The sequence below is a fragment of the Pseudomonas sp. MOIL14HWK12:I1 genome, assembly GCF_000510705.1.
Lineage (GTDB): Bacteria > Pseudomonadota > Gammaproteobacteria > Pseudomonadales > Pseudomonadaceae > Chryseomonas > Chryseomonas oryzihabitans.
In genome coordinates, this window is sequence record NZ_KI783308.1 from 224,291 (window position 1) to 237,480 (window position 13,190).

The window sequence follows — 13,190 nt, forward strand, 5'->3', positions numbered from 1 at the left end:
GCGGGCCGGACAGGGTCAGCGGTCGAGGCTTACGCCATAGAAACCGGTGACGCCGAAGGGGTTGATCTTGAAGCCCTGCACTTCTTTGCGCATGGGCTGGGACACCACCGAGTGGGCCATGGGGCTCACCGGCATCTGCTGGCGAATGAGCTGTTGCGCCTGCTCGTAGAGACGGGTGCGTTCGGCGCGATCGTTGCTGGTCTTGGCCTTCTGGATGAGGGCGTCGTAGCTCTTGTCGCACCAGCGCGCATAGTTGCTGCCGCCGATGGCGCTGCAGCCATAGAGCACGCCCAGCCAGTTGTCGGGATCGCCGTTGTCGCCGGTCCAGCCATAGGTCAGCACATCGTGTTCGCCGGCCTTGGCTCTCTTGATGTACTCACCCCATTCGTAGCTGACGATCTTGGCCTTGATGCCGACCTTGGCCCAATCCTGCTGGATCATCTGCGCCGACTGGCGGGCGTTGGGGTTGGAGGCGCGCTGCACCGTCATGGCCCAGAGCGCGATCTCGGTGCCGTCCTTGATCCCCGCCTGCTTGAGCAGGGCCTTGGCCTTTTCCGGATCGTAGGGCGCGCCCTTGATGTTCTTGTCGTAGGACCACTGATTCGGCGGGATCACGTTCTGCGCGACCTGGCCGGCGCCCTGGAACACGGTGTCGACGATGGCCTGCTTGTTGATGGCCATGTCCAGGGCACGCCGCACCTCGGGCTTGTCCAGCGGTGGATGCTGGACGTTGTAGGCGAGGAAGCCGACGTTGAAGCCCGGCTGCTGCAGCACCTTGAGCTGCGGATCCTGCTTCATCTCCACCAGGTCCGCCGGACGCGCATAGCCGCTCACCTGGCATTCGTTGGCCTTGAGCTTCTGCAGGCGGGTGGCGGCATCGGGGGTGATGGCGAAGATCAGGTTGTCGAGCTTGACGTCCTCGGGCTTCCAGTAGTCCGGATTGCCCTTGAAGCGGATCACCGCATCCTTCTGATAGCGGCTGAAGACGAAGGGGCCGGTGCCGATGGGCTGCTGGTTGAGCAGCTCGGGCTTGCCCGCCTTGAGCAACTGCGTGGCGTACTCCGCCGACTGGATGGAGGCGAAGCTCATGGCCAGGTCGGCGGCAAAGGCGGCGTCGACCTTGTTCAGGGTGAAGACCACGGTGTGGTCGTCGACCTTGGCCACCTTGGCGATGTTCTGGTCCAGCCCCATGTCGGTGAAGTAGGGGAATTCCGTGGGATAGGCCTTACGGAATGGCTGCTCCTTGTCGAGCATGCGCTGGAAGGTGAAGACCACGTCGTCGGCAGTGAAGTCGCGCGTGGGCTTGAAGTAGTCGGTGGTGTGGAATTTCACGCCCTGGCGCAGGTGGAACGTATAGGTCTTGCCATCCGCGCTCACGTCCCATTGGGTCGCCAGGCCCGGCTCGAGGGTGGTGCCGCCACGCTGGAACTGCACCAGGCGGTTGAAGACCGTTTCGGCCGAGGCATCGAATTCGGTGCCCGAGGTGTATTGCGCCGGATCGAAACCGGCCGGGCTGGCTTCCGAGCAATAGACGAGGTTGCTCGCCGCCTGGGCGAGCGGAGCACAGGCGAGCAGGCTCGCCGCCAGCAACGAGTAGGCGTAGGGAAGGCGCATGGGTCTCACTCCATCAGTCAAATGAACGGCCAGGGTCGGGAGTCTAGCTCCCGACCCTGGCCAAGAGGCTTCACTTGCTGACGCTGACGCCGTAGAACTCGTTCAACCCGAAGGGGCTGATCTTGTAGTCCTGGACTTCCTTGCGCATCGGCATGTAGACCGTGGAGTGCGCGATGGGCGTCATGGGTACCTGCTGCTTGAGCACCTGCTGGGCCTGTTCGTAGAGCTTGGTGCGCTCGCCCTGGTCGGTCACGCGCTTGGCCTTGACCACCAGGTCCTCGAACGGCTGGTAGCACCAGCGGGAGAAGTTGTTGCCACCGATGGCCTTGCAGCCGAAGAGGGTCGCCAGCCAGTTGTCCGGGTCGCCGTTGTCGCCGCTCCAGCCGATCAGCATGATGTCCTGCTCGCCGCTCTTGGAACGCTTGATGTACTCGCCCCATTCGTAGCTGACGATCTTGGTCTTGACGCCGATCTTGGCCCAATCCTGCTGCAGCATCTCCGCCATCAGGCGCGCATTGGGGTTGTAGGGACGCTGCACCGGCATGGCCCAGAGGGTGAGCTCGGTGCCTTCCTTGAAGCCGGCTTCCTTGAGCAGGGCCTTGGCCTTTTCCGGATCGTAGGGCGCGTCCTTGATGGACTTGTCATAGGACCACTGGGTCGGCGGCATGCTGTTGACGGCTACCTGGCCGGCGCCCTGGTAGACGGCGTTGATGATGGCTTCCTTGTTGACCGCCATGTCCATCGCCTGGCGTACCTTGAGCTTGGCCAGCTCGCCGTGCTCGACGTTGTAGGAGATGTAGCCCAGGTTGAAGCCCGGCTGCGACGGCAGCTTGAGATTCGGGTCCTTCTTCAGCCCGTCCAGGTCCGCCGGACGCGGATAGACGGTGATCTGGCACTCGCCGGCCTTGAGCTTCTGCATCCGCACCGAAGGATCGGTGTTGATGGAGAAGATCAGGTTGTCCACCTTGGGTCCGTCGACCTTGTCCCAGTAGTCCGGGTTGGCCTTGTAGCGGATCACCGCATCCTTCTGGTAGCGGCTGAAGACGAAGGGACCGGTGCCGATCGGCTTCTGGTTGATCTCGGCCGCCTTGCCGGCCTTGAGCAGCTTGTCGGCGTATTCGGCCGACTGGATCGACGGGAAGGGCATCGCCAGATTCTGCAGGAAGGCGGCGTCTACTTCGTTGAGGGTCATGCGCACCGTGTAGTCGTCGACCTTTTCCACCTTGGCGATGTTCTGGTCGAGGCCCATGTCGGTGAAGTAGGGGAATTCGGTGGGGTAGGCCTTCCGGAACGGATTGTTCTTGTCCAGCATGCGCTGGAAGGTGAACAGGACGTCATCGGCATTGAATTCGCGGGTCGGCTTGAAGTAGTCCGTGGTGTGGAATTTCACACCCTTGCGCAGGTGGAAGGTGTAGACCTTGCCGTCTTCGCTGATGTCCCAGCTTTCTGCCAGACCCGGTTTGACCTGGGTACCGCCGCGCTCGAACTGGGTCAGCTTGTTGAAGATGGTTTCCGCCGACGCATCGAAGTCGGTACCGGTGGTGTATTGCGCCGGATCGAAGCCGGCCGGGCTGCCTTCGGAGCAGAACACCAGGTTGGTCGCCTGGGCCAGGGGTGCGCCGGCCAGCAGACCGGAAGCGAAGAGGGCAGCGAGTACGTTCTTGTGCATGGAGACCTCATGTCGGGGACGGCGCAACACGATGTGGCGTTGCGAAACAGAATGCCGATGTCTTGTGGACAGATGAGCCCACATGCACAGCCTGTGCCCATGTCCATAGCTCAGGCGAGCTATTGACCCCAGGCGACCCAAACACAAAACAGATGTCGCAAAGATGTAAGACAAGGTGTCGCGGCAGGAACCCGGTGCGCACCAAAAGTGCGCACCGAAACAGCGTTGTTACTTTTCTGCACTAGATCAGGGCATCTGTACTTCGATGGTACCGCCCGCGGTCACTTCGACGGTGGTGGTGCCGGGGGCGACATCCGGGGTCACGGCATCGCTGGCGGCCTTCATCGCCGACATGCGCAGCATCGGCAGCGGCTGGGGTACGCCGCTGGTGCCCAGGTCCAGGCTGACGATGCGATAGCCCGAGCCACCCAGGGCTTCGGTGGCCAGCTGGGCGCGCGCCTTGAAGGCGGCCACGGCGTCCTTGAACAGGGCATCCTCCTGCTGCTTGCGGGTGCCATCGGCGATGGTGAATTGCAGGTTGCCCATCTTCAGGCTGCCCAGCAGTTCGCCGGTCAGCTTGGACAGGGCGGCGAAGTCGGCGCTTTCCAGGCGCAGTTCACCGCGCTCGCGCCAGGCGTTGATGGCGCGGCCCTGGTCTTCATAGACCGGATAGGTGTTGCGATTGCCCAGGGAAACGTCCACCCCCTTGACCTTGCGGGCCTGCTCCAGGGCGGCGTTGAGGGTCTTGGTGGTGTCGCTGGCCAGGGCCGCCGGATCCTGGCCCTGGCTTTCGGTGTAGAGCATGACCTGCATGCGGTCGCGCGGGACCTCGCGGCTGACCTCGGCCCTCAGGCTGATCTGGTTGTAGCGCGGCTCATCGGCCTGGACGCCGGTGGCGAGCAGGGTGCTGAACAGCGCGGCGCCCAGCACGAGCGGGCGTAGGGGAAAGGTCATGGTGTTCTCCTGATTGGCAGTCCGAAAGCGGTGTGACCGCGGACCTGGCGGATGGTGCGTCGCTTTGCCGCGTCGGCGGCTGCGGGCGGATACCCATCGCTATAATGCCAAGTCTGCTCTGACCGGCAGCCCCGCGGGGCTGTCGTCTCGATCGTTTCTTGCGCCTGGAACCTCGCATGTTCTCCTTGCCTGTTCAATGGTTGTCCGCCAATCGCCAGAATCTCGGGCGCCTGGTCATCATCCGCGTGCTGGTGCTGGCCGCGCAGGCCGGCTCGGTAGGCATCGCCCGGCTGTCGGGCATCGTCCAGCTGCCCTGGACGGCCCTGGCCATCACCCTGGGCGTCTCGGCCGTACTCTGCCTGTTCGCCGCCCTGCGGCTGACCCGCCCCTGGCCGGTCACCGAGCAGGAATACGCCGCCCACCTGGGCTGCGACCTGGCCATCCACAGTGCCCTGCTGTATTTCGCCGGCGGTCCGACCAACCCCTTCGCCTCCTATTACCTGGTGCCCCTGACCATCGCCGCGGCCACGCTGCCCTGGCTCTATACCCTGGTCCTGGCGGCCCTGACCCTGGCGGTCTTCTCGCTGATGCTGCTGTCCTACGAGCCGTTGCACCTGCTGGTGGCCAACGACGGCGCGGTGCTCAGCTACGGCATGTGGCTGAGCTTCGCCCTTTCCGCCGCGGTCATCACCCTGTTCGTCGCGCGCATGGCCACCGCCCTGCGCGAGCAGGAGAGCCTGCAGGCCCAGCGCCGCGAACAGGCCATGCGCGATCAGCAGCTGCTGGCCGTGGCCACCCAGGCCGCCGGCGCGGCCCACGAGCTGAGCACGCCGCTGTCCACCATGAGCGTGTTGCTCAAGGAGCTGCAGCAGGAGCACGCCGGTCAGCCGACCCTGAGCGAGGACCTGGCGCTGTTGCAGGCCCAGGTCGGCCAGTGCAAGCAGACCCTGCAGCAACTGGTGCGCGCGGCCGAGGCGGACCGCCGCCAGACGGTGCAGGAGCAGACCGCCGTGGAGTGGCTGGAGGCGACCATGGATCGCTGGCACCTGATGCGACCGGAAGCCACCTACAGCTTCGAGGTGGTCAGTCTGGGCACGCCACCGCGCCTGACGCCGCCGGTCGAACTTACCCAGGCACTGCTGAATCTACTCAACAATGCCGCCGATGCCTGCCCGGAGAACCTGGCCATCCGTCTGCACTGGGATGCGCGCGAGCTGTGCCTGTCGATCCGCGATCACGGTGCCGGCGTACCCCTGGCCATCGCCGAACAGCTCGGCAAGCCCTTCTTCACCACCAAGGGCAAGGGCTTCGGACTGGGCCTGTTTCTCAGCCAGGCCAGCGTCACCCGCGCCGGCGGCACGGTGAAGCTCTACAATCACGAAGAAGGCGGCACCCTGACCGAATTGCGCCTGCCGCGGCACTACGCCCTGGCGTGAATGCCTGGAGAATTCTATGACTGACGACCTCAACAGCGGTTTCGACGACCAGCCCCACATCCTGCTGGTCGACGACGATCCCACCTTTACCCGGGTGATGGCCCGCGCCATGGATCGCCGCGGCCTGCGCGTGTCCATCGCCGACAGCGCCGAGGAAGGCCTGCAACTGGCCAAGGAAGACCTGCCGGACTACGCCGTGCTCGACCTCAAGATGGAAGGGGACTCGGGGCTGGTACTGCTGCCCCAGCTGCTGGAGCTGCACCCGGAGATGCGCGTGGTGATCCTCACCGGCTATTCCAGCATCGCCACCGCCGTGGAGGCCATCAAGCGCGGCGCCACCAACTACCTGTGCAAGCCGGCGGATGCCGACGACGTCCTGGCCGGTCTGCTCGCCCAGCACGCCGATCTCGACACCCTGGTGCCGGACAATCCCATGTCGGTGGATCGCCTGCAGTGGGAGCACATCCAGCGGGTACTGTCCGAACACGAAGGCAACATCTCGGCGACCGCGCGGGCGCTGGGCATGCACCGCCGTACCCTGCAGCGCAAGCTGCAGAAGCGTCCGGTGCGTCGCTGAGGCTGGCATCGCCCACGATCGCCGTGGGCGACAAACTGTTACATTGTTTCAGTCAGAATTCGTTCAGGCTTTCCGGCATAGGCTGTGCAGGCGTCTCGTTGAGCAGTCCTTGAGAGTCCGAGCATGTCCGAATCCGCCGTACCCGTGCCCTCCGTCTACGGGGCTTCCCGTGGGCATTTCCTGGCCCGCGTCTGGGCCCTGATCACCCCCTACTGGCGCAGTGAAGAGAAAGGCAAGGCCTGGCTCCTGCTGTCCGTGGTCATCGCCCTGTCGCTGGCCGGGGTCGGCCTGTCGGTGGCCCTGAACACCTGGTATCGCTACTTCTACGACGCCCTGCAGAATCGCGATCTGGCCGCCTTCATCCGGCTGATGCTGTATTTCTGCGGGCTGGCCGCCACCGCCATCCTGCTGGCCGTGTACCGGCTGTACCTGACCCAGGCGCTGACCATCAACTGGCGGCGCTGGCTGACCGAAAAGCACTTCGGCCTCTGGCTGTCCGACCGCAACTATTACCAGCTGGAACGCGAAGGCGGCGCCGACAACCCCGACCAGCGCCTCACCGAAGACATCCGCGACTTCGCCGAAACCACCCTGAGCCTCGGGCTGGGTTTCATCCGCACCGTGGTCAGCCTGGTGTCCTTCAGCGTCATCCTGTTCGGCATCTCCGGCGACATCACCCTGTTCGGCATCACCATCCCGGCCTACATGTTCTGGGCGGCCCTGATCTACGCCACCGTCGGCACCTGGCTGACCCATCTGATCGGCCGTCGGCTGATCGGTCTCTACAACCAGCAGCAACGCTATGAAGCCGACCTGCGCTTCGGCCTGATCCGCGTCCGCGAGAAGGCCGAGAGCGTGGCGCTGTTCCGCGGTGAGGCCAACGAGCACCGCCGTCTGCTGGATCGCTTCGGCTATGTCTGGGGCAACTACCACCTGGTGATGAACTACACCAAGCGGCTGACCTTCTTTACCGCTGGCTACAGCCAGATCGCCATCATCGCCGGCTTCGTCCTGGCGGCGCCGCGCTATTTCTCCGGCAAGATCCAGCTGGGCGATCTGATGCAGATCAACTCGGCCTTCGGCAATGTCCAGGAAAGTCTCAGCTGGTTCGTCGACGCCTACGTCAGCCTGGCCGGCTGGCGCGCCGTGTCCGATCGTCTGCTGACCTTTCGCGAGACCATGGCCGAATTCAGCCAGGAGACCGACATCCTGGTGCCCCATGCCAGTAGCAGCGACCTGGTCCTGGAAGGTCTTTCCCTGGGTGCCGCCGGCCGGTTGCTGCTGCATCCCACCGATCTGCGCATCGCCCGTGGCGAACACCTGCTGATCGAAGGCGCCTCGGGCAGTGGCAAGAGCACCCTGCTGCGGGCCCTGGCCGGACTCTGGCGGCAAGGGCAGGGCGGGATCGGCGTCCCGCCGGGGCGTCAGCTGTTCCTGCCGCAACAACCCTATCTGCCCATCGGCACCCTGCGCGAAGCCCTGGCCTATCCGCAGCCGGCGGATGCCTATTCCAACGAGCGGCTGGCCGAGGTGCTGCAGCAGTGCCGTCTCGATCACCTACGCGAGCACCTGGATGAAGCCCGCCACTGGGAACGCACCCTGTCGCCCGGCGAGCAGCAGCGGGTAGCCCTGGCGCGGGCGCTGCTCTATGCCCCCGACTGGCTGTTTCTCGATGAAGCCAGCTCGGCGCTCAGCGAAGCGGACGAGCGTGCGCTCTATGAACGTCTGCTGGCGGAAAATCCGGGTCTTACCCTGGTCAGTGTCGGCCATCGTCCGAGCCTGCGCGCCTACCATCGTCGTCACCTGCTCCTGGAGGGCCAAGAACTGCGTCCTAGAGCGGTTGGCGAGGGTCGCTGAGATGGACTAAGCGGTCTAAATCGGGCGTTTTCGGGAAGGGGGGTGCTATGATTCCAGAGTCCCTTCAATCGGTACGAGAATCCATGTCAGCAGCTACCGTATCCCGCCCCCGAAAAAGACCCCGCAGCCTGGCAGAAGAGGTCGTCGGAGTGCTTATTCAGCAGATCGGCGACGGCCAATTCCAGCCTGGCGACAAGCTCCCCACCGAGTCGGCCATCATGCAGGCCCAGGGCGTGAGTCGCACCGTGGTGCGCGAGGCCATTTCCCGGCTGCAGGCCGGGGGTTACGTGGAAACGCGCCACGGCATCGGCACCTTCGTGCTGGAGCGGCGCCCCGAGTCGCCATTGCCGATCGATCCGGCCACCATCACCACCCTCAAGGACGTCCTGGCGATGCTCGAATTGCGCATCAGTCTGGAAGTCGAGGCCGCCGGCCTGGCCGCCCAGCGCCGCTCGGCCGAGCAACTGCAGGCCATGTGGGCGCTGCTGGAAGCCATGCGCACCGGCGTCGAGCAGCCCGATCGCGCGGTGAGCGCGGATCTGGAATTGCACCTGCTGATCGCCAGTTCGACCGGCAATCGCTATTTCAGCGACATCATGAGCTACCTGGGCACGGTGCTGATTCCGCGCACCCGGCTCAATTCCGCCTATCTCGCCCACGACGACCAGCAGCTCTATCAGAAGCGGCTGGATGCCGAGCACGAAGCCATCGTCCAGGCCATCGAAGACGGCAACCTCGAGGCGGCTCGTTCGGCCATGCGCCTGCACCTGAGCAACAGTCGCGAGCGGCTCAGACGCGCCCATGAAGAAATGGAACGCCAGGCGGAAGAGGTCTGAAGCAGGGCTTTGACGTCGCGATTGGCATTTTTCTGGTTGGGGCTTGCCCCTTCCACAAAGGAGGTTGTACGATGACTTACAACGGGTAGCGGATCTGCCGCACCCCCGTCCAACCTATGCCGAGGCACTCAAGATGACTCCACAAGAACTCAAACACGTCCTCTCTTCCGGTCTGCTGTCCTTTCCGCTGACCGACTTCGATGCCAACGGCGACTTCCGCCCCGACACCTATGCCAAGCGCCTGGAGTGGCTGGCCCCCTACGGTGCGACCGCACTGTTCGCCGCTGGCGGCACCGGTGAATTCTTCTCGCTGGAAGCCAGCGAATACAGCGGCATCATCAAGACCGCGGTGGACACCTGCCAGGGCAGTGTGCCGATTCTCGCCGGTGTCGGTGGCTCCACCCGCCAGGCCATCGCCTATGCCCAGGAGGCCGAACGGCTGGGCGCCAAGGGTCTGCTGCTGCTGCCGCACTACCTGACCGAAGCCAGCCAGGACGGCGTGGCCGCCCATGTCGAAGCCGTCTGCAAGTCGGTCAAGATCGGCGTGGTGGTCTACAACCGCAACGTCTGCCGCCTGCAGCCCCATCACCTGGAGCAACTGGCCGAGCGCTGCCCGAACCTGATCGGCTACAAGGACGGCCTGGGTGACATCGAACTCATGGTCGCCATTCGCCGCCGCCTGGGCGATCGCTTCAGCTACCTGGGTGGCCTGCCCACCGCGGAAGTCTATGCCGCCGCCTACAAGGCGCTGGGCGTGCCGGTCTATTCCTCGGCCGTGTTCAACTTCATCCCCAAGACCGCCGTGCAGTTCTACGAAGCCATCGCCCGTGACGATCACCAGGCGGTCGGCAAGCTGATCGACGACTTCTTCCTGCCGTACCTGGAAATCCGCAACCGTTGCGCCGGCTACGCCGTCAGCATCGTCAAGGCGGGCGCCCGCATCGCCGGCTACGACGCCGGTCCCGTGCGCACCCCGCTGACGGATCTCAAGCAGGACGAGTACGAAAAGCTCGCTGCCCTGATGGACAAGCTCGGTCCCCAGTAAGATCCGCTTTTCGAGAGGGGCTCCGGCGCCTCTCCCCCCGTTGCACAACCCGCGGCCAGTCGCTTGGTCGCGGGCTTTTTTTTGGCCGGTTTTCCTGGCGGCTGGCAGGACGCCAGCGTCAGAGGGCTACCCTGGGCGCCTGACTTAAGGCGTTGCTAAGGCGCGGGTGCCAGGCTGGGGGATACCAGCCCAGTCGTGCCACCGCTAGCCAGGGGATTCCCGCCATGAGCGCTGCCTTGCTGTATCTCGCCCTGGCCGCAGCACCCGGGCATTCGACCTGCCTGGCCGCGACGCCACCCTCGGCCGCGGCGTTGGCACTGGCGGTCAGCCGGCCTCCGGCGCCGGAGCCCCAGGCGCTGCCGGTGATCCATACCGCGGGGACCCTGCCGCACACCGGCATCCACGATCAATCCGCCGCGGCGGTGCGCGACTTCGGCTACATGCTCGATCTGGCGCTGGCCTGGCGGGACAGTCGCGATGCCGCGGCCCTGGCACGTCTGGCCCGCTATCTCGATGCCTGGCTGCCAGGGTATCGGCCCAGCTTCCAGCCCATCGACGAAACCAACCTGGGCGGTCTCATCCTCGCCTATCGGCTGACCGCGGCGGACCTGCCCCTGGCCACGGCCCAGCGCACCCGCGCGTTCATCGAGACCCTGGCCGAGGGCTATCTGCAGCAGATGGAAGCGCATCGTGGGGATGCCCGTGGCGTCTGGAGCAACAACTGGCAGAGTCACAGGATCAAGCTGGCGACCCTGGCGGCGGGTGCCCTGGATGACCCGGCGCTGTTCGCCCGGGCGCGGGCGGCCTTCGTGGCGCAGCTGTCGGTCAATCTCAAGCCCGATGGCGAGGTGCTGGACTTCGGCGAGCGCGATGCCCTGCACTATGTCGTCTACGACCTCGAACCCCTGGTGCTGGCGGCGGCGGTGGCCCAGGGGCGCGGCGAGGACTGGCTGCACTTGCGGGGTCGAGACGGTCAGACCCTGGCCAGGGCGCTCGACTGGCTGCTGCCCTATGCGCAAGGCCAGCGCAGTCATGAGGAATTCCGCAAGACGACAGTACATTTCGATGTGCAACGCGCCGAGGCCGGTCTGCCCGGCTATGCGGGGCGCTGGGATCCGCAGAACGCCAGAAACCTGTACTGGTCGGCCAGTCTGCTCGATCCGCGCTATGCCTCCATCGCCCGACAGCTCGCCGCGGCGCCGCCACGGCTGCTGTGGGCCTTTGCCCCGGCCTGTCAGGGCTAGCGCCCGTATCAGTCGAGGCTGCGGATGCTGACCCGGGAGGTCCCGTCGGCCACCATGTCGAGACGATCGGCCGCACTGCGCGACAGGTCGATCAGCCGACGGCGGACCGTCGGCCCCCGATCGTTGATGCGCACCACCACGCTGCGACCATTGGCCAGGTTGGTGACCTGGACCCGGGTGCCGAAGGGCAGGGTGCGATGGGCCGCGGTCAGGGCCCCGGGATCGTATTTCTCGCCGCTGGCGGTGCGGCGCCCGGCATGCCACTTGGAGTAGAAGGACGCCATGCCGGTGTCCTGATAGTCATGGGCAGCACTGGAGGACAGCGTGGGCGGGAAGCTTTCCTGACTGGCGCAACCGGCGAACAGCAGGACCAGCGACAGCAGTCCGGCACGGTGGATCCGATGCATCTCGATGCCTCCTGGCAAAACGACCGGCAGCAGCTTAAGGGGTCGGAGCGGGACTGTCAGCCCCGCTCCGTTACCCCGTGCGACCGCCGTCAGCCTTCCAGTTTCTGCTTGAGCAGCTGGTTGACCTGGCCGGGGTTGGCCTTGCCCTTGGAGGCCTTCATGGCCTGGCCGACGAAGAAGCCGAACATCTTGCCGCGCTTGGCTTCGTCGCTGGCGCGGTATTGCTCGACCTGGGCGGCGTTGGCCGCCAGGACCTCGTCCAGCATGGCCTCGATGGCGCCGCTGTCGGTAACCTGCTTGAGGCCCTTGGCTTCGATGATGGCGTCGGCGCTCGCGCCTTCGCCGGCGGCCAGCGCCTCGAACACCATCTTGGCGATCTTGCCGGAGATGGTGTCGTCCTTGATGCGCAGAATCAGGCCGCCCAGTTGGGCCGCGCTCACCGGCGCCTGGGCGATGTCCAGGTCCTGCTTGTTGAGCAGGCTCGACAATTCGCCCATCACCCAGTTGGCGGCCAGCTTGGCGTCGCCGCTCACCCGCTGGACTTCCTCGAAGTAGTCGGCCTGTTCGCGGCTGGCGGACAGCACGCTGGCGTCGTAGACCGACAGCCCGTACTCGCTCTGGAAGCGATCGCGCTTCTCGGTCGGCAGCTCGGGCAGCTGGCTGCGCACCTCGGCCAGGAAGGCCGGCTCGATCACTACCGGCAAGAGGTCGGGGCAGGGGAAGTAACGGTAGTCGTTGGCTTCTTCCTTGCTCCGCATGGAGCGGGTCTCGTCCTTGTTGGGATCGTACAGGCGGGTTTCCTGCACCACGGTGCCGCCGTCCTCGATCAATTCTATCTGGCGCTGGACCTCGTGGTTGATGGCCTTCTCGATGAAGCGGAAGGAGTTGACGTTCTTGATCTCGGCGCGGGTGCCGAAGGCTTCCTGGCCCTTGGGGCGTACCGAGACGTTGCAGTCGCAACGCAGCGAACCTTCGGCCATGTTGCCGTCGCAGATGCCCAGGTAGCGCACCAGGGCATGGATGGCCTTCACATAGGCCACGGCTTCCTTGGCGCTGCGGATGTCCGGCTCGGAGACGATCTCCAGCAGCGGCGTGCCGGCGCGGTTCAGGTCGATGCCGCTCATGCCGTGGAAGTCTTCGTGCAGGCTCTTGCCGGCGTCTTCTTCCAGGTGCGCGCGGGTGATGCCGATGCGCTTGACGGTGCCATCTTCCAGGGTGATGTCCAGGTGGCCCTTGCCGACGATGGGATGATCCATCTGGCTGGTCTGGTAGCCCTTGGGCAGGTCCGGGTAGAAGTAGTTCTTGCGCGCGAAGACGTTGCGTTCGGCGATCTCGGCGTCGATGGCCAGGCCGAACTTGCAGGCCATGCGCACCGCCTCGGCGTTGAGCACCGGCAGGGTGCCGGGCATGCCCAGGTCGACCAGGCTGGCGTGGGCATTGGGCTCGGCGCCGAAACTGGTGGCGCTGCCGGAGAAAATCTTCGATTGGGTGCTGAGCTGAGCGTGGATCTCAAGCCCGATCACGGTTTCCCATTGCATGTCTCTATCCTTC

The 13,190-nt window shown here is 65.1% G+C and carries 11 protein-coding genes; 6 read left to right on the top strand and 5 right to left on the bottom strand.

The genetic code is table 11. From position 1 onward, the window contains the following. Positions 1–15 precede the first annotated feature (15 nt). The 3 genes from PSEK12I1_RS0118675 to PSEK12I1_RS0118685 form a co-directional block, all read right to left on the bottom strand. Positions 16–1,614, bottom strand: coding sequence for an ABC transporter substrate-binding protein (locus PSEK12I1_RS0118675; RefSeq protein ID WP_027602556.1), 1,599 nt, complete (start codon positions 1,612–1,614; stop codon positions 16–18). 70 nt (positions 1,615–1,684) lie between these two features. Beyond that, complete coding sequence (locus tag PSEK12I1_RS0118680; protein WP_007159545.1) at positions 1,685–3,283, bottom strand: ABC transporter substrate-binding protein; 1,599 nt, start codon at positions 3,281–3,283, stop codon at positions 1,685–1,687. A 246-nt stretch (positions 3,284–3,529) separates the two neighbouring features. Then, on the bottom strand, positions 3,530–4,237 hold the full coding sequence (locus PSEK12I1_RS0118685) for an SIMPL domain-containing protein (RefSeq protein ID WP_007159544.1): 708 nt from the start codon (positions 4,235–4,237) through the stop codon (positions 3,530–3,532). A 176-nt stretch (positions 4,238–4,413) separates the two neighbouring features. Between PSEK12I1_RS0118685 and PSEK12I1_RS0118690 the strand changes: the two genes are divergently transcribed. The 6 genes from PSEK12I1_RS0118690 to PSEK12I1_RS23970 all read left to right on the top strand — a co-directional run bounded on the left by PSEK12I1_RS0118690 (position 4,414) and on the right by PSEK12I1_RS23970 (position 11,232). Next, positions 4,414–5,673 carry an ATP-binding protein gene (locus PSEK12I1_RS0118690; protein ID WP_027602557.1) on the top strand — a complete coding sequence of 420 codons (1,260 nt, stop codon included), beginning with the start codon at positions 4,414–4,416 and terminating at the stop codon, positions 5,671–5,673. A 16-nt stretch (positions 5,674–5,689) separates the two neighbouring features. Beyond that, positions 5,690–6,250 carry a response regulator transcription factor gene (locus tag PSEK12I1_RS0118695; protein WP_007159542.1) on the top strand — a complete coding sequence of 187 codons (561 nt, stop codon included), beginning with the start codon at positions 5,690–5,692 and terminating at the stop codon, positions 6,248–6,250. A gap of 123 nt (positions 6,251–6,373) precedes the next feature. Continuing rightward, positions 6,374–8,107, top strand: a complete 1,734-nt coding sequence (locus PSEK12I1_RS0118700; protein WP_007159541.1) for an ABC transporter ATP-binding protein/permease — start codon at positions 6,374–6,376, stop codon at positions 8,105–8,107. Positions 8,108–8,190: 83 nt separating this feature from the next. After that, positions 8,191–8,943, top strand: coding sequence for a FadR/GntR family transcriptional regulator (locus tag PSEK12I1_RS0118705; protein ID WP_027597104.1), 753 nt, complete (start codon positions 8,191–8,193; stop codon positions 8,941–8,943). 133 nt (positions 8,944–9,076) lie between these two features. After that, the gene (kdgD, locus tag PSEK12I1_RS0118710) at positions 9,077–9,988 is read left to right on the top strand and encodes a 5-dehydro-4-deoxyglucarate dehydratase (RefSeq protein ID WP_007159539.1); all 912 of its coding nucleotides are present in this window, start codon (positions 9,077–9,079) and stop codon (positions 9,986–9,988) included. 224 nt (positions 9,989–10,212) lie between these two features. Beyond that, positions 10,213–11,232, top strand: a complete 1,020-nt coding sequence (locus tag PSEK12I1_RS23970; protein WP_231500972.1) for an alginate lyase family protein — start codon at positions 10,213–10,215, stop codon at positions 11,230–11,232. Positions 11,233–11,240: 8 nt separating this feature from the next. Here the strand turns inward: PSEK12I1_RS23970 and PSEK12I1_RS0118720 are convergent, their stop codons facing one another. Both PSEK12I1_RS0118720 and gatB read right to left on the bottom strand, forming a co-directional pair. Then, positions 11,241–11,639, bottom strand: coding sequence for a septal ring lytic transglycosylase RlpA family protein (locus PSEK12I1_RS0118720; RefSeq protein ID WP_007159537.1), 399 nt, complete (start codon positions 11,637–11,639; stop codon positions 11,241–11,243). 89 nt (positions 11,640–11,728) lie between these two features. After that, entirely contained in the window at positions 11,729–13,177 is a 1,449-nt protein-coding gene (gene gatB, locus PSEK12I1_RS0118725) for an Asp-tRNA(Asn)/Glu-tRNA(Gln) amidotransferase subunit GatB (protein ID WP_027602558.1), read from the bottom strand. Between the last annotated feature and the right edge of the window lie 13 nt (positions 13,178–13,190).

Excerpts from the sequence above, each read along its gene's own strand:
- PSEK12I1_RS23970 (WP_231500972.1), top strand. The coding sequence starts at position 10,213 with ATGAGCGCTGCCTTGCTGTATCTCGCCCTGGCCGCAGCACCCGGGCAT.
- PSEK12I1_RS0118675 (WP_027602556.1), bottom strand. The coding sequence starts at position 1,614 with ATGCGCCTTCCCTACGCCTACTCGTTGCTGGCGGCGAGCCTGCTCGCC.
- PSEK12I1_RS0118690 (WP_027602557.1), top strand. The coding sequence starts at position 4,414 with ATGTTCTCCTTGCCTGTTCAATGGTTGTCCGCCAATCGCCAGAATCTC.
- gatB (WP_027602558.1), bottom strand. The coding sequence starts at position 13,177 with ATGCAATGGGAAACCGTGATCGGGCTTGAGATCCACGCTCAGCTCAGC.
- PSEK12I1_RS0118700 (WP_007159541.1), top strand. The coding sequence starts at position 6,374 with ATGTCCGAATCCGCCGTACCCGTGCCCTCCGTCTACGGGGCTTCCCGT.
- PSEK12I1_RS0118685 (WP_007159544.1), bottom strand. The coding sequence starts at position 4,237 with ATGACCTTTCCCCTACGCCCGCTCGTGCTGGGCGCCGCGCTGTTCAGC.
- PSEK12I1_RS0118705 (WP_027597104.1), top strand. The coding sequence starts at position 8,191 with ATGTCAGCAGCTACCGTATCCCGCCCCCGAAAAAGACCCCGCAGCCTG.
- kdgD (WP_007159539.1), top strand. The coding sequence starts at position 9,077 with ATGACTCCACAAGAACTCAAACACGTCCTCTCTTCCGGTCTGCTGTCC.
- PSEK12I1_RS0118680 (WP_007159545.1), bottom strand. The coding sequence starts at position 3,283 with ATGCACAAGAACGTACTCGCTGCCCTCTTCGCTTCCGGTCTGCTGGCC.
- PSEK12I1_RS0118720 (WP_007159537.1), bottom strand. The coding sequence starts at position 11,639 with ATGCATCGGATCCACCGTGCCGGACTGCTGTCGCTGGTCCTGCTGTTC.
- PSEK12I1_RS0118695 (WP_007159542.1), top strand. The coding sequence starts at position 5,690 with ATGACTGACGACCTCAACAGCGGTTTCGACGACCAGCCCCACATCCTG.